The organism is Candidatus Cloacimonas sp. (assembly GCA_035403355.1).
Taxonomy (GTDB): domain Bacteria; phylum Cloacimonadota; class Cloacimonadia; order Cloacimonadales; family Cloacimonadaceae; genus Cloacimonas.
Genome location: DAONFA010000003.1, coordinates 120,278 through 144,438 on the forward strand (window position 1 = coordinate 120,278; position 24,161 = coordinate 144,438).

24 protein-coding genes and 1 pseudogene are annotated in these 24,161 nt (G+C 31.2%); all 25 read right to left on the reverse strand.

Annotation, left to right across the window (positions count from 1 at the left end; all coding sequences use genetic code 11):
• Positions 1-179: 179 nt before the first annotated feature.
• Positions 180-329 carry a hypothetical protein gene (locus tag PLE33_01845; protein ID HPS59991.1) on the reverse strand — a complete coding sequence of 50 codons (150 nt, stop codon included), beginning with the start codon at positions 327-329 and terminating at the stop codon, positions 180-182.
• On the reverse strand, positions 316-1,593 hold the full coding sequence (locus PLE33_01850) for an NAD-dependent epimerase/dehydratase family protein (protein HPS59992.1): 1,278 nt from the start codon (positions 1,591-1,593) through the stop codon (positions 316-318). Before PLE33_01850 ends, PLE33_01845 begins: the two co-directional genes overlap by 14 nt.
• A gap of 63 nt (positions 1,594-1,656) precedes the next feature.
• Complete coding sequence (locus PLE33_01855; protein ID HPS59993.1) at positions 1,657-2,034, reverse strand: GxxExxY protein; 378 nt, start codon at positions 2,032-2,034, stop codon at positions 1,657-1,659.
• Between the two features lie 64 nt (positions 2,035-2,098).
• Positions 2,099-3,112 carry a polysaccharide biosynthesis protein gene (locus PLE33_01860; protein HPS59994.1) on the reverse strand — a complete coding sequence of 338 codons (1,014 nt, stop codon included), beginning with the start codon at positions 3,110-3,112 and terminating at the stop codon, positions 2,099-2,101.
• A gap of 208 nt (positions 3,113-3,320) precedes the next feature.
• Complete coding sequence (locus PLE33_01865) at positions 3,321-4,409, reverse strand: DUF354 domain-containing protein (protein HPS59995.1); 1,089 nt, start codon at positions 4,407-4,409, stop codon at positions 3,321-3,323.
• Positions 4,406-5,191 (reverse strand): phosphatidylserine decarboxylase, encoded by a 786-nt coding sequence (locus PLE33_01870; GenBank protein HPS59996.1) that lies wholly within the window; start codon positions 5,189-5,191, stop codon positions 4,406-4,408. Before PLE33_01870 ends, PLE33_01865 begins: the two co-directional genes overlap by 4 nt.
• 14 nt (positions 5,192-5,205) lie before the next feature.
• Positions 5,206-6,393, reverse strand: coding sequence for an ATP-grasp domain-containing protein (locus PLE33_01875; GenBank protein ID HPS59997.1), 1,188 nt, complete (start codon positions 6,391-6,393; stop codon positions 5,206-5,208).
• A gap of 158 nt (positions 6,394-6,551) precedes the next feature.
• Complete coding sequence (locus PLE33_01880; protein HPS59998.1) at positions 6,552-6,992, reverse strand: hypothetical protein; 441 nt, start codon at positions 6,990-6,992, stop codon at positions 6,552-6,554.
• Positions 6,993-7,376: 384 nt separating this feature from the next.
• Positions 7,377-7,781 carry a glycosyltransferase gene (locus PLE33_01885; protein HPS59999.1) on the reverse strand — a complete coding sequence of 135 codons (405 nt, stop codon included), beginning with the start codon at positions 7,779-7,781 and terminating at the stop codon, positions 7,377-7,379.
• A gap of 137 nt (positions 7,782-7,918) precedes the next feature.
• Positions 7,919-8,761 (reverse strand): polysaccharide deacetylase family protein, encoded by an 843-nt coding sequence (locus PLE33_01890; protein HPS60000.1) that lies wholly within the window; start codon positions 8,759-8,761, stop codon positions 7,919-7,921.
• Positions 8,762-8,764: 3 nt separating this feature from the next.
• Entirely contained in the window at positions 8,765-9,667 is a 903-nt protein-coding gene (locus PLE33_01895; protein HPS60001.1) for an AAC(3) family N-acetyltransferase, read from the reverse strand.
• Positions 9,668-9,683: 16 nt separating this feature from the next.
• The gene (locus PLE33_01900) at positions 9,684-10,577 is read right to left on the reverse strand and encodes a CoA ester lyase (GenBank protein HPS60002.1); all 894 of its coding nucleotides are present in this window, start codon (positions 10,575-10,577) and stop codon (positions 9,684-9,686) included.
• On the reverse strand, positions 10,578-11,039 hold the full coding sequence (locus PLE33_01905) for a MaoC family dehydratase (protein ID HPS60003.1): 462 nt from the start codon (positions 11,037-11,039) through the stop codon (positions 10,578-10,580).
• The gene (locus tag PLE33_01910) at positions 11,026-12,225 is read right to left on the reverse strand and encodes a hypothetical protein (protein ID HPS60004.1); all 1,200 of its coding nucleotides are present in this window, start codon (positions 12,223-12,225) and stop codon (positions 11,026-11,028) included. Before PLE33_01910 ends, PLE33_01905 begins: the two co-directional genes overlap by 14 nt.
• Positions 12,226-12,229: 4 nt before the next feature.
• The gene (locus tag PLE33_01915; protein ID HPS60005.1) at positions 12,230-12,814 is read right to left on the reverse strand and encodes a glycosyltransferase family 4 protein; all 585 of its coding nucleotides are present in this window, start codon (positions 12,812-12,814) and stop codon (positions 12,230-12,232) included.
• A 61-nt stretch (positions 12,815-12,875) separates the two neighbouring features.
• Positions 12,876-14,174: a transposase gene (locus PLE33_01920; GenBank protein HPS60006.1), complete on the reverse strand. Its 1,299-nt coding sequence runs from the start codon at positions 14,172-14,174 to the stop codon at positions 12,876-12,878.
• A gap of 388 nt (positions 14,175-14,562) precedes the next feature.
• Positions 14,563-15,669: pseudogene (locus PLE33_01925) on the reverse strand (IS630 family transposase).
• 159 nt (positions 15,670-15,828) lie between these two features.
• Complete coding sequence (locus PLE33_01930; GenBank protein ID HPS60007.1) at positions 15,829-17,010, reverse strand: glycosyltransferase; 1,182 nt, start codon at positions 17,008-17,010, stop codon at positions 15,829-15,831.
• A gap of 2 nt (positions 17,011-17,012) precedes the next feature.
• The gene (locus PLE33_01935) at positions 17,013-18,194 is read right to left on the reverse strand and encodes a glycosyltransferase (GenBank protein HPS60008.1); all 1,182 of its coding nucleotides are present in this window, start codon (positions 18,192-18,194) and stop codon (positions 17,013-17,015) included.
• 17 nt (positions 18,195-18,211) lie between these two features.
• Complete coding sequence (gene wecB / locus PLE33_01940; protein HPS60009.1) at positions 18,212-19,348, reverse strand: UDP-N-acetylglucosamine 2-epimerase (non-hydrolyzing); 1,137 nt, start codon at positions 19,346-19,348, stop codon at positions 18,212-18,214.
• A 75-nt stretch (positions 19,349-19,423) separates the two neighbouring features.
• Positions 19,424-19,630, reverse strand: a complete 207-nt coding sequence (locus PLE33_01945; protein HPS60010.1) for a GxxExxY protein — start codon at positions 19,628-19,630, stop codon at positions 19,424-19,426.
• 265 nt (positions 19,631-19,895) lie between these two features.
• Complete coding sequence (locus PLE33_01950; GenBank protein ID HPS60011.1) at positions 19,896-21,068, reverse strand: NAD-dependent epimerase/dehydratase family protein; 1,173 nt, start codon at positions 21,066-21,068, stop codon at positions 19,896-19,898.
• A gap of 75 nt (positions 21,069-21,143) precedes the next feature.
• A complete protein-coding gene (locus tag PLE33_01955; GenBank protein HPS60012.1) occupies positions 21,144-21,521 on the reverse strand; it encodes a GxxExxY protein in 378 nt (125 codons plus the stop codon).
• A 100-nt stretch (positions 21,522-21,621) separates the two neighbouring features.
• Positions 21,622-22,638 (reverse strand): polysaccharide biosynthesis protein, encoded by a 1,017-nt coding sequence (locus PLE33_01960; GenBank protein HPS60013.1) that lies wholly within the window; start codon positions 22,636-22,638, stop codon positions 21,622-21,624.
• Between the two features lie 99 nt (positions 22,639-22,737).
• Positions 22,738-24,054, reverse strand: a complete 1,317-nt coding sequence (locus PLE33_01965) for a hypothetical protein (GenBank protein ID HPS60014.1) — start codon at positions 24,052-24,054, stop codon at positions 22,738-22,740.
• Between the last annotated feature and the right edge of the window lie 107 nt (positions 24,055-24,161).

Genomic DNA, 24,161 nt, shown 5'->3' on the forward strand with positions numbered 1-24,161 from the left:
ATCAATTCATTAATAAATAATATTAATAGAAACCTGAGATTTAACCTCTAATCTCCATTTTTTTAATTTTATAGCTTAATGCATTCTTATAGACAGATTCAAAAAAATCGGACCCAGTTTATTATACATATCATAAATAGCACCTCTTATCTGGTAGGCAATTTCATTTTCACTTATATCTAATCTTTTCCATTACTAAGTTCAATCACATAAATAGTATTTGTTTGAATTATTATTAAATCCAATCTGCGGAATCCGCGTTTTTTATCAGCGTAATCTGCGGGAAACAAACTCTGCGAAATCTGCGGGAAAAAATCACACCGGCTCATAGTAAGTATCAGGGTCATCCGGATCATAGAATTCATTAATCCAGAACATAGTCAGTAATTCCGTATACCCAATGTTAGTAATATTATGTGTATACCAAATAGGCATATCTACATAAGCAGGTTCATCCCCATTTAGGATATATTCAATAATTTCGTCGGTTCCATATTTCCGCAATTTAATAGATGCTTTTCCTTGTATCACTGCAAATCTTTCTACTTTTCTGGTATGGAAATGATTGCCTCTTGTAATTCCTGGAAGAGTTGTAGAAAAAGAAACTTGCCCAGTGGACATAAACTTCATTGTTTCTACATAGATACCTCTATCATCTGAATGTTTATGGTATTTCACCGGAAAATGCTCTTTAGGTAAATAAGATCTGAAAGTATTAAATAAGCACACTTCAAACCAATCGGTCAAATCAGGAAAAATCCACTTCACAACATAGGTCTCATAATAGGCCTTTAGTTTATCCAATAATTCTGAAACCTTATACTTTGCCCTATATTCAACTTCCAAAACTCTTGGTAGTACCCATTTCTTCGTGTTATCAGTGTTATCAGTGTTCTCAGTGCTCTCAGTGCTCTCAGTGTCCTCAGTGCTCTCAGTGGTTACATTCTCAGTGCCCTCAGTGTCCTCAGTGTCCTCAGTGTCCTCAGTGTTTTCAGTGTCCTCAGTGTTTTCAGTGTTTGCATAATCTGCGGGAAACAAATCAAGAATCACCTTCACCAAATCTCCCACATAGATCAATTTAAGTTCATTATCCACTTCAATCTTGGGTTCTTGCTTATTACATATTTGATAAGAAAATGTAGAAATCACCGAATTATAGAATGGCTTCCCAAAAGGTCCAAACACATTAGGAATAATTAAACCGGTAAATTTTGCATTGTTTCTTTCTGCCCATTGATTAAATAATTCTCTGCCCTCTCTTTTAGAGCGTCCATATAAATTATCCAGTTCTTCCTGAAGCGATGAACTCATAATTACATAAGGTTTGCTATTAGTCCGTTCCATTGCATCAATTAGTTTCTGCACCAATTCTATATTTGTTTTATATAGCACATCAGGATCATTATGCCTATTCATTGCTGCCAGATGGATTATCACATCACACTTGTTAACAAAGGCATCCAGTGCTTCGTCTGATTGAAAATATTCATCCTGAAAGGGAATTCTGATATATTTATCCGGATGCAAGCTGAGAGTGTTGTATAAATGGGTACCAATGAACCCTGCTTGACCAGTTATCCCAACTTTCAACATATTGTCACCACTGAGAGCACTGAGAACACTGAGGACACTGAGGACACTGAGAGCACAGAGAACTTATACAACTTTGCGTACATATTCTAGTTTACCTGAACTGCCAAAATTAATAACATAACCGATTTTAATACCTGAAGCATATAGATATTGAATCAATTGAGCTTCATGAACTGGAATAATCTTTGAACAAGCTTTCAATTCAAGTATAACTTTATTTTCAACTATCATATCCATCTTATAGTCACCAATTAATATATTCTTATAATGAACTTGTACTGGCACCTGAGATTCAACTTTTAAACCATTTTCCGCTAATTCAACTAATAAAGCTCTTTCATATAGTTTTTCCATATAACCAGAACCAAGGACTTTATGTACCTGTATAGCACAACCAATAATCTTATAACTTAATTCCTTTTCGTAAATCTCATTAACCATATCTTATTCTCTCTTTAATCTCTTCACTTCAGTGTCCTCAGTGCCTTCAGTGCTCTCAGTGTCCTCAGTGGTTTCTAAGCTCTTCCTGTATATATTTCAGGGTCAGCAATTTCTCTTTCACCTCTTCCACATTCAGCCGATAGGTATTTTCCGATGTATATTCCCCCACTTCTACCACCTTGGCTTCCCCATTGCTAAAATATTTATCATAATTCAGATCTCTAATATCGGCAGGTATCCTATAATAACCTGGCAAGTCAATAGCTTTTGCCATTTCTTCTCTATTCACTAATGTCTCATGTTTCTTTTCCCCATGCCTGGTGCCAATTATCTTTATCTCTGTTTTTGCTTCAAAAAGTTCTATAAGTGCCTGAGCCAGATCTTTAATTGTAGAGGCAGGTGATTTTTGCACAAAGATATCACCCTGCACTCCATTTTGATATGCATAAATAACAAGTTCAACCGCTTCTTCCAAGGACATTAAATAACGGGTCATTTCCGGGTCTGTAATAGTAATCGGTTTTCCTGCTTTTATTTGGTCAACAAATAGTGGTATAACAGAACCTCTGGAAGCCATCACATTTCCATACCTTGTTCCGCATAGAACTGTTCCATTTTCCGGTTGCTGTCTGGAATAAGCAATCATCACCTTTTCCATCAATGCTTTAGACATTCCCATAGCATTTATAGGATAAACAGCTTTATCTGTAGAAAGAACTATTAACTTTTTTGCATTATTGGCAATGGCAGCTCTGATTACATTTTCTGCACCCAAAACATTGGTTTTAACCGCCTGAACCGGAAAGAACTCACAGGAAGGTACCTGTTTTAATGCCGCAGCATGAAAAACATAATCCACACCCACCATAGCATTAGCCACACTGTCATAATCCCTTACATCCCCAATATGAAATTTGATTTTGGGGTTATTATACAATTTTCGCATATCGTCCTGTTTTTTTTCGTCCCGACTGAAAATGCGAATCTCTTTCACATCGGTATTCAAAAATCTCTGCAAAACAGCATTCCCGAAAGAACCGGTTCCGCCTGTAATAATAATTACTTTATCCTTAAACATAACTTTTCCTTAATCTCTATTGAATTATCTATTTATTTCAGCTTAAAACTAATGGCATATAAGTAACTTTTAATTTTTCTTTTCGCCTTCATCTTTCCTTTTATCTCCATAATCTTCTCTAACTTTTATTTTCTCAGTGCTTTCCGTAGCTTCCGTGTCCTCAGTGCATTAAGTGTCCTCTGTGTCCTCTGTGTTCTTAGTGGTTAAATTATTTGAATCTTCCAAAATCAAAATCCTTTACTTTAACCTCTTTCACAGATTCAGGATAGTTCTCAATAAACCAAACCCAAAAAGCAGTTACATCAATTTTATCCTCTAACATTCTATTCCTTTTTATGCTCCATTTAGCTTTTGAATCAGGATCTTTCAGGACTATTTCTATTGCCTCTAACATCCAATCAAATTGCCTTGGTAAAAAACCATAGGTTAATCCATATCTTTTCTCTTCTTCTTCAAGAAGAGATATTCTTCCTGCAAATGTATTACATCTAAAAGAAGGAACGCCTAATACAGCTGCCTCTGAACTCATTGTTTGACTATCAGATACAAACATCTGAGAATATGCAAGAAAACTATGCATTTCATAAGGTTCAATTGGAATTCTATATCGTTCAAATTCAGGATCAATCTCCTTTTCAGTAGTAATAAACACTTTACCATATTGTTCTAATAATTTTATCAATTTCCGTTTTTGGTTTAAATTCATTCCCCCTTCGTGAATATCATGATGTGCTTTAAATGCATTAAACCTTAAGATATAATACTTATCATCTATAGACAAACCATATTTTGTTAAGACCTCTATATTGGGAGTAAATCTTTTAGGATGTAGATAAGCAAGCTCATGAGTTCCTGGATAGTAAATAACATTTTTTAACTTTTCATACTTCAATACATCAGGAGATAATATACAATCTGCAAAAGGAGTAACATATTTTTCCGTAAAGGGTTGAACAGCTTGATCATCATCGTCAAAAAAAACTGATTCACAATTTGTGATTTTTGATGAATGAACAGCTATAAAAGAAACTCCTATTGCTAATGTAATATCCTTATTTCTTATTAAATTGGCTACTTTTTTTACATGCTTAACATGCTTAAATATTTTTTCTGTTATTCCGTCTCCTTTATCTCCAAGTTCAATGAAGGGTATTTTATAATGAATTAATAATGCTGTTATACTTTTTACTGATTTACAAGTTACATATACTATGTGCTTATGCTGTATCAATTCCGAATAGAGATTCTTGAAATAATGCACATGAGCTGGATGATCAATATCTATTAATATTCTCATTCAATCACCCCAATAATAGATTTTTTTGCATATACTTGTTGTTTTAGATCTATATTAATTTTGGCTTCAATTGGTAGAAAAACATCCACTTGACTACCAAATCTAATCATTCCTATCCATTGGCCTTGTTTTACATATTGACCCTCTTGAACATAAGAATCTATTCTTCTGACCCTTCTGGAGGCAATTAGAACAACCCCTACTTTGTATTTATCGTTAGATATAATAAAAGTATGCCTTTCATTTTCAATTATAGAGATATATTCTTTTAACGAATGAAATGTACCTGATATATGTTTTGATAAAACAATTCTACCTTCTATAGGGCTACAGTTCTTATGAACATCAAAGGGGGTCATATTAATTCCTATTTGCCAACAGGGTTTTTTAATCAAACTAGTTTGAGTGATTTCTTCTAACTCAGATATTTTCCCATTCTTTATAGAGATGAACTGCTGTTCTTGGTCGATTTTATTAATGTATATAATATTGCCATCCGCAGGAGAGACAATTTCATTTTCTTTAGCAATTAATTTTCTATTTGGTGACCTCCAAAACCTTATTTGAATTCCCAAATATGCAAAAATAGGCAAACTGATTGTCGATATTATTATAGCCCAAATCGGATATACATATAAAACTATAGCTACTAATATCCCTACAATAGCAACAATAAGATTATCAATAAAAAAGAGCTTAACTCTCATATGGGTAATATGACGAATGCATATATACATAATGGTGCTTGCCATAACAATATAACATATTAATATATATATCAAAGCCGTCTCCATTTCTATCTTCTTGTTTTATATAAATAAGGCAAATGTAATAATTGCATAAAAAATGGCTTAGGATCCTTAAGATTAGCAACGGCATTTATCCGCCTATATTTTTGTGGTTTAACATATAATCCTTTAGATTTATAATTCAAAATAGTAGGTATATCAGTTATAATATCCTGCCACGATGCCTTATTACATTCCTTACTTTCAATAGCTTTACCTGTATAATAATAAGATATAACACTTTTAAGCAATGGAACACCTGCAACTTGAGTAATTAAATGCCATTTCCAGAATCTTGGATTTACTTCCAAAAATTTATATTCATTTGATCTTTTATCATACTTAAATTCTATTTCGCAAACACCAGTAAATTTAATTTCATCAATAATCTGGATTGCATATTGTAATAATATTGGTATATTGACAGTTTCAGCATAGGTAGTGGCATTCCCAAAAAGTGGGGGATGTTGTCTTTTTCTTCGAGCTACAATATAATTATAAATCTTTCCTTCAACACTAAATAAGCCAACGGAATATTGGTTTTCACTCGATCCCGGAACAATCTCCTGAATCATTAATTCCTCAGCTTTTATTTGTCTGATAGCTTTTTGATATTTATTTTTTAATTCATCGTATTGATTACATACTAAAACCTTAGAACCAAAGAAATTGTAAAAATCCTTCATGATTGCCGGTTTTATTATACAGGGAAACATAATTAGAGAATGCAAACTTTCTACTTCTTCAAGCGATTTTGGATAATAAGTTTTAGGAATAGGAATACCAAGTTTATCAACCCAGGGGTATGTCTTACATTTATTAAAAAAAACCGATACTATTTCCCATCTGTCAGTCAATAGATTAAAATATTGGATTAAATTAGCATAATTTTTACTAATTATACGTACATAATAATCATCTGTTGGTATAATTAGCCATTTGTAATATTTTTCATCTTTAGCAAGGTTTAATAAATAGCTAAGAATTGAATTATAAGGAACCACATAAGATGATTGACAATATTTAGAATATTTTGCAATGTTAAAATGGACATAATCTATTACAATGGACATTATACCTATCTCACCTAATTGACGAATAATTCCATAAGCTTGTATATGTCCACCTAGAATTATAGCTCCCTTGGGGGGAGTTACATTACAATGATTATCAGATATATTTAATTGTTTCATCATTTAGAAAAATATACCTCCCTTTAAAAGTATAAATATTATCCTCTATTTTGTATACTACCCTTTTTATTGCAATGCAATATGTACTCTATTGGGTCCTTTCTCATTTGCTATTTTTGAAGAAATCTTACATATCTCCACTAATAGTAAAGTAAACACTATCAATAATTCATCAATAATATTATATTTATCTTCATAGCTAAAACCGTTTTTTTGATTATAGCTTGGGACATACCTGTAGGGTTATAATGATACCTAATCGCAGAATAAACCACCTTATATTTCATTATCTTTGAGTATTCTGATAGAAGAAAATCAAGAGCATCTATTTCATCAAAAATTGGCGCTTGCATCATTACGGCTCTTTTACTCAAACTTGATAAAAACCCAGGTTTTACTGTTTCAATGGATCCGGAAAGCATTGCTTTAATTTGCTTTTCTTCATCAACTGCATAATAAGCAAAGGGCTCATAATTAGGAGTTTCCCAATAAACCTCAAACATATAGGGAGTATGAAAAATTGTCCCATAAGGATGTTTATCAACATAGGACAAGCATTGTTCCCTTGATATATCTTTGTTTGTAAGCAGTTTCCATTGCATAACTTCTATACTCGCAATTAGATAGGTCTATCGGAAAGATTGTGTATAATTTCCTTGGATGATTTTATTTTGGAATATGATGTAAGATTCAGGACAATAAACCTCTATCATTCTTTTCCTCTTTCTACTACTAGCCTTGTTTCATCTATTTTTAGCATTTTGTATCACTTTTTAAGATATTCCCACCGTAGAGCATATTATTTAAGTAGGAGCATTCTTTTATAATCCTGTTACATTTCTTTAGCACTTCTCTAACGAAATTAGAGATGTGCTAGATTGTAGTTAGAGGATTATTAGATAATCAGCTAAGTAACAAGTAGTTATAAAATTGAAATCAACACAGATATAATATGGCTTTTGCATAAGATATCCTTACCCTATCATTTATAAACTGTTTCCCCTTAGAGTACTATAAATTAACTCTTCATAAACTTTAATTATTTTCTTCGCAATATGTTCTGAATCAAAACCTAATCTAAAAAGCTTGTCTCTACCCTTTGTTTTACTTTTAAAATTAAGTGCTTTATTTATTTTATCAGCAACATCCCTGGGATCATTAGTAGTAATAAAGCACCCCTCTACATCATCCAACAACCATCTAACATCACCTACATTTGTTGATACAATGGGACAATTACAAGCTATTGCTACCTTAATAACATTGGGAGAGCCCTCACAGAGAGATGTAGATAATAATAAATCAGATCCATTAAAATATAATGGCATTTCTTTATGAGGAACATTATATACGAGTTTTAATTCAACATCTTCTATATTTAAAGCAGCAATTGCTTTTTGGGTTAAAGATAAGTTTTTTTTTCTGTTCTTTTGGTATTGGACACTACAAGAAAGGCTAAAACAACGAGAATAATGTCTAATAGAAGAAATATATAATGATAACGATTATTTATATTATAAATATAAAATTACTCTTTGATATTTAAATCGCGCCAATACTCACCTAAAGTCTTAAATATTGCTCCATTAGATTTAAATAAGTTTATTAGATTAATGTAAGTGGATTTATAATATGGATAATCTCTTTCAGAAAAGTTATTACTATGCCAATTTAAAACTAAAATTGCATCTTTAATTTCAGTTTTTTCTATTATATCTCTAATTTCTGTATTCCTATTGTTGTCGTCCATAAAGCAAGAATCCATAATACATAAGGGGAAAACTATAAAATCATCATTAAAAGGTCTAAAAGGAGATATTTTTTCATCTTTGTATCCTATCTTTTTGGTGTAACCAAAGCTGGAATCGTATTTAAAACCTGCCTTTTTTTGAATATCCCATGTTTTGTCATTTAAATTAAGATAATGTTGCCTTACTCCTAATATATTACATCCTGATATATATTCTAAAAGAATCTTTTCTTCTTTAATAAGTTTTGGTTCTGAATAAGAATTATATGAACTATGTAATCCAATTTCCCACCCGTTCTTATCTAAGGTATATATTATATCTCTGACTTTTTTTTCAGTAATCATATATCTACCAAAAGAAAGTTTCCAGTTTGAAGGATGCAAAATATCAATAGGAATAGACTCATTTAAAAAGAAAAATGTTGACCTAATGTTCAGCGAATCTTCAATTTCCATAATATCTTCAAAATTCCAATAGACATCGTCAAATTTAGGAATTGATAAAAACTCTTTATAGATATTTTTAAAGTCCCATTTTCTTAGATATCTGAAAGACCTCGTAAGATATTGATAAGTTTTCCTAATTCTATCTACATCATGAGTTAAGGCAATTTTAAGCATCGTTCATTTTGGAAATTTGGCAGAGTATAAATATAAACCTATTAACTTAATAATATTTTTATACTTCTTCTCTTTTATACAATTACTAATAAATTTTAGTAATTTCTTTTCCGAAAAATCCCAGCTTATTCTGCAATCTACACAACATGGATCATTACAAAAAAAAGCTTTATGATTTTTAGAAAATAATTCAATTTCATATTCCAAAGTTCTTTTCATATCAGTAATCAAACTTTGGGCTTCGCCTACAATACCCTCAGAAACTATACAACCATTTTCTTTATATATATTCATAAGGTTATTAAACCCCTTAGCACAACCACCAGCCCAATTTAACATAAAAACTTTTTCCTTTCCTTTTTCATCTATATATTTTACCCCAGATTTTATTCTTCTTTGTCTTAATCTTAAACTAGTTATTGCTACATGTGTAGTACCAACACCTACAACTTTATTCAATCCCCCTACCCTTAGATTTTTTCCATTTAATTCTGCCAATTCCTTCAGTACATTATATGGCATAGAATCAGGAGTATGTCTTTCAGTTAAATATTTAGCATATTTACCTATGGCTACAAACTTTTGAATGGGATGAGTGCTTCTATAACTATCTGCCCTTTTTAACATTTCATTTGCTATTGCGCCGGCATAGGAAGTAGTTTTTTGTGTAACCAATGCTTTCTCCCCCATTAATCTGGGAAAATAAAAACTATTAACAAAAGATTCAGCAACAATAGTACCTTCCCTTCCTATTACATCTAATAAAGCATTAACAACTGTGCTTGCTCCTCCTTCTACATGACCTATAGATTTTAAAGAAATTTTAAGATTTAAATTATCTCCCTTCTTTATACCTAATTTGTCAAAATCCCTACATAAATCATAATAATTTATATTTTCCATCATTCTTAACCTCCTTAAACTAAAAATAAGTGTTGTTCTTATTTATTAAATTCCATTTTTCTATAACTTTTTTTGCAGCAATCACAAGAGGTGGACCTATAAATTTCCCATCCTTAATTGCTACACCTTTATCTTCTTTCTGAGATTCTTCAAATAATTTTAGCATTTCTATAGCATTTTTATATTCTTCCTCAGTAGGAGAAAAATATTTATGTACAAGTTCAATTTCTTTAGGATGTAAAACAAGCATTCCTTCAAAACCTAAATTCCTTGCAAGAATAAGATTTTTTTCTAAATCTTCTAAGTCATGGACATTTATATGAACAGTATCAATTGGTATAATTCCATTCGCTCTTGCGGCAAGAGCTATAAGTGCACGAGGAACATATATACTTTGACCATCCTTATCGTGAAGACCTTCCAAATCACTTACAAAATCTTCGCAACCAAATGAAATTGCAATCACCCTACTAGACGCCTGACAGATATCTTGGGCATTTAATACTGCACCGGATGTTTCTATTAAGGGAATAATTTTAAAAGTTCCAATAGGTAATTTCTTTTCATATTCTATAGTTTCTAATAGTTTATCAAAAAAATATATATCTTCCCCTTTCTTTGCTTTCGGATACATAAAACCATCTATCCCATCTATAGTTAATGAATATAAATCTTGAAGTAAAAATCCACTTTCTCTATCGTTAATCCTTGGAAAGATATGATAATTTTTAAATCTACCCTCTGATACCCAAGTTAGAATAGTTTTCCTTGCTAAAGCTTTGTTATATTTCGGTTGAACAGAATCTTCCAAATCTAATAATAAAACGTCTGCTTGAGATTTTGCAGCACTAGCAAGTAATTTTTCATTATGGCCTGGAACGAACATCAAACTTCGCATTAAAATTTTATCCATTTATTTTCTCCTTTTAGGTACTAGCACCCTTCTTCTAAATTTTAGCACAGCTATATTATCTTGATTAAAAGCTGTAGTTTCAACATAAATAATGCCTCTATCGGGCTTTGATTTTGATTCTCTTATATCTAAAATTTCTGTTTGAGCATGTATTGTATCATTAATAAATACTGGAAAAAGATGCTCAATTTTTTCATATTCCAAATTTGCTATAGATTTACCACTAATATCAGGAACTGTAAAACCTACTACAAGACTAAAAACGAGTGTTCCAACAACAACAGTTTTCCCATGTTGGCTTTTCTGAGCAAAAACTATATTAGTATGTAAAGGATGAAGATTCATCGTTAACAAACAAAAAAGGTTATTGTCAGATTCAAAAATCGTTTTAGTCATTGAATGGTAAATAATCTCACCAACTGTAAACTCTTCTAAATATCTTCCAATTTCAAAATTTTCCATTATAATCCTCCATTTTTTGTAAACATTCGGCAAAAGCTAAACACATCCAGGCTTGTCCCCATCTAATATAAGGAATTTTATTCTTAATTAAAGGATAAGAATGTGTATAGAAAAAACCCTTTTTATCTTGCATATTATTAATAGTCCAAATGAAAATTTCTTCGGCTTGCTTTAAAGAATCATTAAAAATATTAGATAATTTAGAAAAACAAATAATTCCCATTGCTTGATTATGAATATCTATAGGATATTTCTTTGGATAACGCCAATAAGATTTACCTCGATAGAATAAACTCTTATAAAAAATATATCCTTTTTGTAAAGCTCCTATAACTTCATCTCTATGGTCATTGCATAAAATCATATAATCATATAAAGAACAAAGAATAAATCCCTGATGAAAATCATATTGATGTCTTTCCTGACCATTCTCAGAAATACTATATTCCCAGCGCCCATCAGATTTCTGATTTTTTATGGTAAAATTAACACATTTTTTTGCGATATATTTATATTCTTCATTATCTGTTAGTTTATATAATTTAGAATAAAATTCGGCAACATGCATATTTGCATTAAAAACAATATCTTTTCTATGTTGAGTATAACTATAACACAGACCATAATTAGTTTTGGTTACTGGTATTTTATTATTCAAAAAATTACTAATCCCTATTAATAAATTTAAAATCTCAGGATCTTTTGTGTTTATATAATATTCATATAAAGCTTCTCCCATAAAGCAATTTAGAACTGAAGAAGGATCATTTTTTGATCTTTCTTCTTGAATATTTGATAAAGGAAAATTCATAGCCCAACAAATTGTATCATTTAAATTAATTTTATTATTTTTAATCCAGAATAATTGTTTCTCTATCCCTCTATTCAATAAACCATAAATAGATGATAACTCTGGAATCCGCATTAACTTAGAATAAGCATTTAAAAAAAGTGCTATACCCTTAGGTGAATAATCTTTTTTTAATCCGATAAGAGGTCTAATATTAATTGGAAGATATTTATTGATTTGAAGTGCGATATATTTGATATAAATAGACTTTACATAAGAAAAAATTGGTGCATTTAATGTATCATAGGGATCATAACCTTTATATCCTTCGGAATCAATCCAGTAAAGTAATTTGTTTAAATCTTCTATTATATTAATTTGTTCATTAATATACATAATTTTATAATGAATAATTATATATGTTTTTTTTATAAATTGCTTCTAGTCTTGATACGACTTGTTTTGAATAAAAATAAGTAGCTTTATTAAAATTAATATAAGATATATTTAAATATAAATTCTCGATAGCTAAGTACAAACTATTAATATCTTTACATCTAACTAAAATACCATTTTCTTTGTCCCTGATAATATCTGATAAACCACCTATCTCTGAACAAATAATTGGTAATCCAAAAGCCATAGCCTCTAATACAGAAAGAGGCATACATTCGGTATATGAAGGTAAAACATAAATAGAACTTTTTTTATATATATCAGTCTTTATTCCCCCAGTAACATATCCAACCATTTTTATTCTATCATCATTATTTATTATATTATTAATAGCCTTTATTTGTGAACCATCTCCTGCGATTATTAGATAAACATCATTATAATTTCTTTTGATTAATTTAAAAGCTTCAATTAATTCATAAATAACCTTTTCTTTCTCTATCCGTGCTAAATACAAAGTTATAAAAGGAATTTTTTTCCTATCCTCTATCACTGAATTAATATAGAAATTTTTTATAAGATTTTTCATTAACCACAGTTGTTTCTAGTGTCATGTCAAGAATAATTTATCGTTGGCATTCCCATATTTTTCATCGGAACCTTATTTTCATTTGATGCTGGTCGATACGTTCGGCTAAGCTTAGTTTTCGTTTATACTGAATAATAAAGTTAATGCATACTGTAATAACTTCAGCTATTCTGTAATATATGAATTCTTTAGGTATAGATAAATCTTCTTTTTTGTAGTGTAGTATTTTGGGGAATCCCAGGGCGATTTTTTCAATATACTTTTTAGATACATAAATGAAGAACAATGCTAAAGCCATGAAAGCATTAAGATTTTTCATACCTTGATAGCTACCCAATCTCATGGTTTCCCATTTCATACTTTGCTTCATTTGGCGATGAACTTCTTCTATTGCCCAACGCTTTTTATAAACAGCTATTGCTTTCGCAACCAGTTCCAAATCAAACCTATCCTGGCTGGCAAAATCACATAATAGATAAAAATCGTTTCCTCTTTGAAAACCTTTTCTAAAGATCCGCGAGACAACCAAACTGATCTCAACCGTATTTGATTTTTTACTGGGATGGTCATCGGTTCTGACATTAATTCTTCTGGTACCGCATTTAAATACTTCGTTATCTTTGCAGCCAAGCAATTCATAGTTGAACTCCATTTCGCTTACGATTTTGTTAAAATTGATTTCTTCAAATCCTTCTTTAACAGCTCGATTACCCTTGCCACGAATGACAAATTGAATCCCATTATTACTTAAAAACTCTATTAGCTTACGATCATCAAATCCTCTATCAAACACATATGTGCCTTTACCGTTAAAGAACAACTCCATATTGATAATTGCATCTTGCATAATCTGTTTAGCTGAGTCAGATTCCAAATCGGGTGCAATTAAACGACTAAAGACTGGTAAGAGCATGTAGGAATCTTTGTTGGGCGTATAGGCTACAATGTTGATTAATAGATACCCATTGGTACTTTTACCTTCGCTACCATTATAAATCTTCTGTAAACCTTCCATCTTTTTGGCATAGGGTTTTGCAATGTCACTTTCATCCACGATAAAGATGGTTTCATCTGTAATATAGGGTTTTGCTAACTTTAACAGCGTTTCATCAATGTGCTCAACATAGTCGTTTTGGCCCAAATTCCGATATAAACGCTCAGAAGTAGATTTGGTAGATACATTGTCCTGGATAAATTTTGAGATATTGTGTATAGAGGGTGATCCAGTTCCGCATAATCCCATAAGTATATCTTTTATGAATTTTTGTTTGGGTTTAGATAGTCCTTCTGCTGCTTTTTTACAGAAGCAAGATAATTTCCCTTGCACGAATTCGGTGGTTTCATTCTGTATTATTACCATGGTGGTCTCCTTATTTTTAATTGATTCCATAATTGTGAGACCGCCATTTTTGTAAAGCTTTTAATATCAGTTTATTACAATAGTTATATGTCCAGATTTTGACTTATCCACAGGGCTAATTCAGCGTTAGTTGAACTATTTTTAAAATTTAGACACAAAGTTCGTCTCACCCCCGAGAAAATGCTTCTATTAAAGTATTATGGGCTTTAAAGGGCATAAAATTCTCGATCGGCAATTTTGGTTACGAAAAGTTTTGTGGAAAAATCCCATTTTTCAATTAATAACAAAAATTAATACCTTGGACATCTACACAACCTATATATATACACAACAGTGTGTTATAACTTGTCCACATCACTTTTTTGTGGGAATGCCTTTAATTTATCGATTAAAGCCTTTTTAGTTTTATTCTCGAATCGGCAACAGTAAACTGCCAATTGATTTTGCATTCCTTACTATTTCTGGCTAATACCCAAGCTGTTACTTCCCTATCCAAAGTTATAATATCTGGAATTCTCCTATTCAAACATTGACTTTGAAGTATGTTTAATTCAATTTCAGCTATATTCAGCCAACTACCATGCTTAGGGGTATAAATTATTTCCAATTTGTCTATTATTGCTTTTGTTCTTTCAGATGGATAAACCTCATAAAAAGAACTAATTGTATGGGTATCATAATTATCCATTACCAAAGTAATTTTCTTGGCTTCAGAATATAAATCTATAACGGAATTTAACAAATTGGCAAAATCTCCTTTCTTCTTTTTCTCTGTTACTTGTGCATAACGTTTACCTTTTAGGTGCTCTGAGGCTATAAATATATTGCTTACACCATTGCGTTTGTATTCATAATCGTGGTTCTCGATAAAACCAGGACGACATGCAATTGGAATTCTGGTTTCCTCAATTAACTGTTTGGGGGTCTCATCCATACATATTACCGGGTTATTTTCATCATACGGTCTTTTATAAACATCCAACACAACCTCCATTCGGGCTACAAATTCACTACTCTCTTGAGGAGGAATTACCCATACTGTACATTTCCAGGGTTTAAGTTCGTTTTTTTAAATCTGTCTCACACCTTCGTGAGAAATATCATCATAGTGTAATTCTACCATTTTATCCGCTAGTAAGCGTAAAGACCATTTGGCAAATCCATCTGGCGGATTACTACAACAAAGAGCTACTAAGTGAGCTTCTATATCACCATCAAATTTTTTCTGCTAAATACGCTTAGATTTGCCCGGATACATAACTGCATCAAATCCTTCTTCTACAAATTTCTTTTTAATCCGGTCTATGGTCTTCTTTCTTACCTGAACTATATCACTAATTTCTTGATTCTTATGTTTCTTTGCTCCTTCACCTTCATCACAACTTAATAAAATCAAGGGTTTTTTTATTTTGGATACAGGGTGATCTCTTTTTTTCGTTAAAACTATAAGTTCGTCTCTTTCTTCTTTCGTTAAGGTTACTTTGTACTTGAGCATAATTACCTCACTTTGGTTTAGTGAGACATTTATTTTATCCCTATGCGTCATGTCAAGTTTGACGAGACACTACCTAACAAATGCATATCATAGGGAAGCAATATATTGAATGTGTGAGCCACATTACAAACAAATAATTAGGTATAATAATGATAGGTCTTACCTATTCAATTCTTTATTGTATATCTTTCTATAGAATTCAAGAAGTTCTTTAGATTTAGCATTCCATGATAACAAATTCTCAGCTATTGTCCTATTATATTTGCCCATATCAGTTAAGTTATAATTTCCAATGATAATATTCTTTATAGCTTTTATTATATCCGTCTCTCTGTATTCTACTACAATAAAACCATAAGGATATTCAGAAACAAAACCATGCAAATCTCCATATAAATTCAGCATAATGGGTCTTCCACAAGCCATATAATCACCAAGTTTATTGGGCCAACCATATTTATTTATTGTATCGTCTTTTTTTAACAAAATATATATATCCGGGTATGATAAAAGAGTTGTATCTGAATGGTAGTCAATCCATCCACAATTCATAATAATCTTGTCTAATCCTAAAGTTTCAATACTTTTTCGAGAAAAGTCCTTCCCAAAATTCATTAATCTTATAGAATAATTTACAGTAATTGATCTAATTGCTTGAAAGAATGGCATCAAATCATTAATTTCTGAATCACCATAACCAATGAACCCAAATATAATATCATATTTTGATAAATTGTCATTATCGATAGTTTTTTCTAAATACCTGATATTATTAATATTAGAGCCACCATGAATGACTTGTATTTTATTTTTTACTACTCCACAATTTAATGCTCGTTCCCTCATCGCTTGAGATAGTACAACTACGCCATCTGCTCGCAATTTTGAAACTATTTCTGTTTTCTCTTCCCATCTACCTAAAGTTAATTTAAATATTTGCTTTTTGTTTGCTAATTGTCCATCATAGCTGAAATTATCCCACCACTCTATTATAAATTTCCCCTTATATAAATATCTATTTAATATACAGGGATAATATGAATTAGGACGATGACTGTCTGCATGTACAATTTCGAAACTGTGAAATATTACAAAACATAATCTTTCAATAAATGAAAATAATCCAAATCCTTTAGTTAATACAATATCAGGTAACACATCTTTACATCTAATTACATTAACTCCTTCTTCTTTATTGATGTTATAGGTAATACCTTTTCTATCATCAGTTGTAATTACAGTAACACAACAACCATTAGCGGCTAAACCTTTTGCAAGTGAAAAAGTTCTTTCCCAACCTCCTTTTTTGTACACACCAAAATGAAATAAAGCAACTCTCATATTCAATACACTCTAATAAAATCGTACATCCGTATAGCTTGACTTTTGTAATTAAAAATACCCTCAGCTAATTTTTTTCCTTCAAGACCAACATTAATTGCTTCTTCATAGTGATCAGCAACATACTTAAAACAATTATAAAGAGCTTCAATATTATTAGGTTCAATTATATAAGCATTCTGTTTATCGGTGAGATATTCACTTATTTCTCCAACATTCGTAACAATAACCGGCTTACCAGAAGCTAAGTATTCCCCTAATTTTGTTGGAAATCCACCCATGGCTCTCTTATTATTAGTCCTTGCAAGTATAAGAATACTAGAATTGGAAAGTACACAAGGAATTTCATCTCTATTAACTGAACCTGTAAATATTACACTTTCAGATATCCCCATTTGATTTACATATTTTTTAAGCTTTGGTGTATCTTTCCCATCTCCCACTAGGCATAATTCATAGTCTTTTCTTTCCTTCCAAAATAGGTAATATGCTTTAATTAATATATCTAAGCTATCTTTGTAAATCTCCATATTGCCAATATAAGTTATAGTTTTAGAATCTTGAATATTATTAGATAAATAAACAAATCTATCAGGTTCAACAGTCATAGGCATAATTAAACTTGGAAATTGCTGACCTGCAAGATTTTTATAATATTCATTAACTATTTTTGTCATTGATATTTGCCCATTTAATCTTCTCAATGCTAATTTAAATAAAGCAGAACTCAATAAAGATATAGAATCCCTTCCATAACGAATGGGAATTGGAAATTCGTCAACAATCCAAAATACTTTTTGGTTTTTATCTTTTTTCCCTAACATACTTAATACATACACATCATAACAAAGATCGGAACTAATAAGAAATACATCAATAGATGAATCTTTGGATAACTTAAATATGTGGATATAACTGCACAAAGAATCTCTAATTAAGTCAATCGCTTTTCCGATCTTAGATTCAGATTTAATAGTACTTTTAGGTATATACTCAAAATATATACCTTGATAAATACCCTTAGTATTCTTATTTATTGCTTTTTTATTTTTTTCAGTTTTACACAAAACTAAAACTGAAACTTGACAACCCAATTCTATCAAACCTCTTGAATAAGATATTATTCTATTCGTACCAGAATACCCTATTGGAAAAGGAAATCTACAAATAATAACTATATTCACAATTATTTAACGATTTTTTATAGTGACACAAGAAAAGATATTAATAACCCATTCCACTGCTTATGCAATTTAGCTGTCCCCAAGATCAATTTCAGCACACGCATTGAACAATTATCAATCTCATATTCTGGGCATATTTTTGTATATTTAGCATCTTCCTCTATTGCAACTTTAATTGAATCAAGCACTATATCAGGATCAAAACCGGAAAGGATTATCGTTCCAGCATCTATTGCTTCTGGACGTTCCATTGAATTCCGAATGGTAATAGCAGGAAATTTTAAAATCGCACTTTCTTCACTAATAGTTCCACTATCTGATATCACACAAGAAGAATGCATTTGCAGGAAGTTGTAGTCAGTAAAACTGAATGGCTTAAGAAACTGAATTAAAGAATTAAACTTTAATCCCTCTGAATTTTCTAACCTTTTACGGGTTCTGGGATGGGTACTGACTATAACAGGATAATGATATTGCTCTGCAAGTGTATTTAGGACAATACTTATTTTTTGTAAATTTTCCGGATAATCAACATTTTCTTCTCTATGCACAGAGATTAGAAAATATTTTTGGGGTTTTATGTTCAAAGTCTCCAAGATATTTGATTGTTTAATTTTAGGCAAATAATGCTGCAACACCTCAAACATAGGGGAGCCCGTAACATAAATTCTTCTATGAGGCAGACCTTCAGATAAAAGATGTCTTCTTGAATTCTCTGTATAGACCAAGTTAAAATCCGCTATATGATCAATCATTTTACGGTTTATTTCTTCCGGTACATTGTTATCAAAACTTCTATTGCCTGCTTCCATATGATAAATCGGAATGTGTTTTCTTTTCGCCATAATTGCAGCTATAGAAGCATTTGTGTCTCCAAGGATAAGCATTGTATCCGGTTTTTCTTTATCCAGAATTTCTTCAATTTTAATCAGCGTTTCTCCTAAGACATATCCTAAACTGGAAGTATTTACATTAAGATAATAATCTGGTTGCCGAAGCTCTAAGTCCTCAAAGAAAATCTGATTCAGTTCATAATCATAATTCTGACCGGTATGAACTAAAATATGATTTGTGTATTTATCCAGTAAAGGAATTACACAAGATAATCTGATTATTTCAGGTCTTGTGCCAACAACAGTGATCAATTTAAGCATAGTATTGTTTCCCGCAGATTACGCTGATAAAAACGCATATTTCGCAGATATTATTTTATAATTCATTTTAAAATTTTAAAGACCATTTACTTTTCGGATAATGCTTTTGTTGATATCTGAAGTGTTAAAATTGACGAGTATGCCAAGTTTCAAGTTAGTTAGTTTTAAATAAGTTAGTAATTGTTTATGATGAACTAAGGAAAGTGCTTCAACAGATTTTAATTCTATAATCACTTTCCCTTCAATCAGTAAATCCATTTTAAAGCCAGCACCCATGTCAATCCCATCATAGTATCATATCCCGCAGATTACGCAGATAAAAACGCATATTTCGCAGATAGGATTTTTAATTTTATTTTTAGATAAGTGTTCAAGAAAGTTAAACAGCATATATTTAATAAGTAGTGATGTAATTGAAATAGTTAGCATACCTTATTGTATGATGAAATATCTTTATCTTTTTCGTTTCAAAATTATGAAAATATCACTAAACATAAATCTGCGTAATCAGCGGGAAATAACCCCTGCGTAATCTGCCGGAAATAAATCACACCGGTTCATAGTAAGTATCAGGGTCATTGGGATCATAGAATTCATTAATCCAAAACATAGTCAGCAATTCCGTATCCCCTATATTAGTAATATTATGTGTATACCATATAGGCATATCTACATAAGCAGGTTCTTCACCATCCAGAATGTACTCAATAATTTCATCAGTTCCATATTTTCGTAATTTTATAGATGCCTTTCCTTTTATCACAGCAAATCTTTCAACTTTCCTGGTATGAAAATGGTTCCCTCTTGTTATTCCAGGTAGGGTTGTGGAAAAGGAAACTTGTCCTCTTGAATTAAATTTCATTGTTTCTACATATATACCACGTTGATCTGAATGTTTATTATATTTAACAGGAAAATGCTCTTTAGGTATATACGACCTGAAAGTATTGAATAAGCAAACCTCAAACCAATCAGCTAAATCAGGAAAAATTCCATTCACTACATAAGTATCATAATAACCTTGTAGTTTATTCAATAATTCCGAGACCTTATATTTTGCCTTATACGGTACTTCCAAAACCTTTGGTGGTTGCCACCCCTCAGAGTTCTCAGTGTCCTCAGTGCCCTCAGAGCCCTCAGTGTTTGCATAATCTGCGGGAAACAAATCAAGAACCACCTTTACCAAATCCCCCACATAGATCAATTTCAGTTCATTATCCACTTCAATTCTGGGTTCCTGCGTATTGCATATTTGATGTGAAAATGTAGAAATCACAGAATTATAGAATGGCACACCAAAAGGACCAAAGACATTAGGAATAATTAAACCGGTAAACTTTGCACCATTTCTTTCTGCCCATTGATTAAATAATTTTCTGCCCTCTTTTTTGGAAAGTCCATATACATTATCCCGTTCTTCTTGCAGAGATGAACTCATAATTACATAAGGTTTACTATTTGTGCGTTCCATAGAGTCAATTAGTTTCTGCACTAATTCTATATTGGTTTTATACAGCACATTTGGATCGTTATGCCTATTCATTGCAGCTAAATGAATTATCACATCACACTGTTTTACGAATGCATCCAATGCTTCTTCGGATTGGAAGAATTCATCCCGGAAAGGAATTATGATATATTTATCCGGATGCAAGCTAAGGGTGTTAAATAAATGGGTACCTATGAACCCTGCTTGACCAGTTATCCCAATCTTAATCATAGTTAGTTTCCCGCTGATTACGCAGATAAAAACGCATATCTCGCAGATATTATTTTATAATTCATTTTAAGAATTTTAAAGACCATTTACTTTTCGGATAATGCTTTTGTTGATATCGGAAGTGTTAAAATTGACGAGTATACCAAGTTTCAAGTTAGTTAGTTTTAGATAGGTTAGTAATTGTTTATGATGGACTAAAGCAAGTGTTTCAACAGATTTTAATTCCATAATCACTTTGTCTTCAATTAGTAAATCCATTTTAAAGCCAGCTCCCATATCAATTCCATCATAGATTATATTTATTGGAACCTGAGATTTTACATCTAATCCTCGTTTCTTTAATTCATAACTTAAGGCATTTTCATATACCGACTCAAATAGCCCAGGACCAAGTTTATTATACACATCATAAATAGCACCTCTTATCTTATAGGCAATTTCATTCTCACTCATATCTAATCTTTTCCATTATAATGTTGAATTATATAAACAAATAGCTTCTTTGAATTCTTATAATTATATCCAATCTGCGTAATTCGCGTTTTTATCTGCGTCATCTGCGGGAACTTAGCTCATCCTGGATATATTTAAGGGTCAGCAGTTTCTCTTTCACTTCTTCCACATTCAGCCGATAGGTATTTTCCGAAGTATATTCCACTACTTCTGCAACTTTTTCTTCCCCATTGCTAAAATATTTATCATAATTCAGGTCTCTAACATCTGCAGGAATTCTGTAATAACCCGTAAGATCAATTGCTTTTGCCATTTCTTCTCTATTTACTAAGGTTTCGTGCTTCTTTTCTCCATGCCTGGTTCCGATTATTTTTATCTCTGTCGTCGCTTCAAAAAGTTCTATCAATGCCTGTGCCAGGTCTTTTATCGTAGAAGCTGGTGACTTTTGCACAAAAATATCCCCTTGCACTCCATTCTGATATGCATAAATAACAAGTTCAACTGCTTCTTCCAGAGACATTAAATAACGTGTCATATCCGGGTCTGTAATAGTAATCGGTTTCCCTGCCTTGATTTGTTCTACAAATAGAGGTATAACAGATCCTCTGGAAGCCATTACATTGCCATATCTTGTTCCACAAAGAACAGTTCCATTTTCCGGTTGCTGTCTGGAATAGGCAATCATAACTTTTTCCATCAATGCCTTAGACATTCCCATTGCATTTATAGGATAAACAGCTTTATCTGTAGAAAGCACAATTAATTTCTTGGCATTATTGGCAATAGCAGCTCTAATTACATTTTCAGCGCCCAGAACATTGGTCTTAACTGCTTGAACAGGAAAAAACTCACAGGAAGGAACCTGCTTCAGGGCAGCAGCATGAAAAACATAATCCACACCTACCATTGCATTAGCTACACTATCATAATCCCTAACATCTCCAATATGAAATTTGATTTTAGGGTTATTATATAGTTTCCGCATATCATCCTGTTTTTTCTCATCCCGACTGAATATGCGAATCTCTTTCACCTCGGTATTTAAAAACCGTCTTAAAACAGCGTTACCGAAAGAACCTGTTCCACCCGTAATAATTATTAACTTATTTGTAAACATATAATATCCTTATGATTTCTATTTAAATATACTAATCTAATAATATCATCTAATTTTTCATTGCTGAGAATAATTATATCTTAATATAATATAGCACTCTTATGATAATTGGCTGTAGTAAGTGTTATTGAGTGGGTTATTGCTAATTGCAAAAGGATACAGTAAAAAGCATAATACAATAAGATTATTCTCCAATATATTAGAAAACAAGGTTAGAGCTACTGCAATAAAAATCAATATCTGAACGATTTCATTATATTTTTTAAACATTATTTTGCTTGCATTCCATATCCCACTTACAAATATTATAAGTCCTATCCAACCCCATTTTACAATAATCAAAGCATAAGAATTTGGACCTGATACTTCTTCTCCGAATTCATCTATATAGCCAAGTACTGGAAAAACACCATGTCCTAAGGGATAATTGAAAGATTGTTTAATTGCATAGTAAAATATTCCAACTCTATTTAATCTCAATGTATAAGCTGAACCAACACCCACTTGCCATGTTAGATTTAAATTATATAAATACATATTAATTTTGGGACCGATAAATTCTAATTCCCAGATTTGAACGAAAAATATATAAATACATAGAGGAATAAGTAATATTGGGAAGACATTTCGAGATTTAGACACTAAATAAGTTAATAGTAATAAAAATCCTACTAATATTCCTGTTGTTGATAAAGTTGTTGCCAGACAAATAAAATATACTATAATATGTTTATCTATCTTAAGTGAATTTTGGTAAAATCTAAAAATAATTAGGAAAATAAGAATAAAAGCAAAACCTCCAGGTTCCCACATAAATCCACTATTCCTTCCAGCACTCCATGCATTGAAAGTATAAAAACCGCCATACCATCCTCCAAGAATTTTTTGATCAATAATAGTAGCAAAATTTAGATAAGAAGAAACCCTATAGAATAAAGGTCTAAACAATGTTTCTAATAAGAAAAAAGGTAGAGACAATACTGACAATTTATAAAGCCATTTTTCTAGAGTAAAGAAAAATTCATCACCTAAAATAGACATTATCATATAAGCTAAGAATAACCTTAAGAACTGCATATAAAAAGCATAAGGAAATGAGGTAACATTAAGGGAGATGCTTCTATAAAAAGCAATTATATTAATCATAAGCCATAAAATACTAAGAAATATCAAAATTCCACTAAGTTTTTTCCTCTCTAAAAAAAATATTATTGATGTATAAATAAATGCAAAGGGAATTAATAATTTACTAAATGAGAACTGCATAGGAGTAATAGCTATAAAGAAAACAAAAATATACAATATGTCTTTTGATAAAAATATATTTATTTTATGTATTAGTGTATTTTTTTTTGCATAAGGGACATAATAACCCATTGACGCAATTGCTCTGTTATTTAAATCCATGTCTCTCATAATATTAGTTGCACTCTCATTAATTAATTATTAATATACTGTTTATTAATGTCTTCATATATTTTTATGTATATCGTAACACCATATCATTGCAGTATCTTAAACAA

Coding starts and splice junctions, on each gene's coding strand:
- PLE33_01900 (HPS60002.1), bottom strand. CDS start 10,577: ATGGATAAAATTTTAATGCGAAGTTTGATGTTCGTTCCAGGCCATAAT.
- PLE33_01875 (HPS59997.1), bottom strand. CDS start 6,393: ATGATGAAACAATTAAATATATCTGATAATCATTGTAATGTAACTCCC.
- PLE33_01955 (HPS60012.1), bottom strand. CDS start 21,521: ATGAGTGAGAATGAAATTGCCTATAAGATAAGAGGTGCTATTTATGAT.
- PLE33_01950 (HPS60011.1), bottom strand. CDS start 21,068: ATGATTAAGATTGGGATAACTGGTCAAGCAGGGTTCATAGGTACCCAT.
- PLE33_01890 (HPS60000.1), bottom strand. CDS start 8,761: ATGCTTAAAATTGCCTTAACTCATGATGTAGATAGAATTAGGAAAACT.
- PLE33_01915 (HPS60005.1), bottom strand. CDS start 12,814: ATGAAAAATCTTATAAAAAATTTCTATATTAATTCAGTGATAGAGGAT.
- PLE33_01905 (HPS60003.1), bottom strand. CDS start 11,039: ATGGAAAATTTTGAAATTGGAAGATATTTAGAAGAGTTTACAGTTGGT.
- PLE33_01880 (HPS59998.1), bottom strand. CDS start 6,992: ATGCAATGGAAACTGCTTACAAACAAAGATATATCAAGGGAACAATGC.
- PLE33_01850 (HPS59992.1), bottom strand. CDS start 1,593: ATGTTGAAAGTTGGGATAACTGGTCAAGCAGGGTTCATTGGTACCCAT.
- PLE33_01855 (HPS59993.1), bottom strand. CDS start 2,034: ATGGTTAATGAGATTTACGAAAAGGAATTAAGTTATAAGATTATTGGT.
- PLE33_01965 (HPS60014.1), bottom strand. CDS start 24,054: ATGAGAGACATGGATTTAAATAACAGAGCAATTGCGTCAATGGGTTAT.
- PLE33_01865 (HPS59995.1), bottom strand. CDS start 4,409: ATGAGAATATTAATAGATATTGATCATCCAGCTCATGTGCATTATTTC.
- PLE33_01845 (HPS59991.1), bottom strand. CDS start 329: ATGAGCCGGTGTGATTTTTTCCCGCAGATTTCGCAGAGTTTGTTTCCC.
- PLE33_01910 (HPS60004.1), bottom strand. CDS start 12,225: ATGTATATTAATGAACAAATTAATATAATAGAAGATTTAAACAAATTA.
- PLE33_01920 (HPS60006.1), bottom strand. CDS start 14,174: ATGGTAATAATACAGAATGAAACCACCGAATTCGTGCAAGGGAAATTA.
- wecB (HPS60009.1), bottom strand. CDS start 19,348: ATGCTTAAATTGATCACTGTTGTTGGCACAAGACCTGAAATAATCAGA.
- PLE33_01895 (HPS60001.1), bottom strand. CDS start 9,667: ATGATGGAAAATATAAATTATTATGATTTATGTAGGGATTTTGACAAA.
- PLE33_01930 (HPS60007.1), bottom strand. CDS start 17,010: ATGAGAGTTGCTTTATTTCATTTTGGTGTGTACAAAAAAGGAGGTTGG.
- PLE33_01860 (HPS59994.1), bottom strand. CDS start 3,112: ATGTTTAAGGATAAAGTAATTATTATTACAGGCGGAACCGGTTCTTTC.
- PLE33_01960 (HPS60013.1), bottom strand. CDS start 22,638: ATGTTTACAAATAAGTTAATAATTATTACGGGTGGAACAGGTTCTTTC.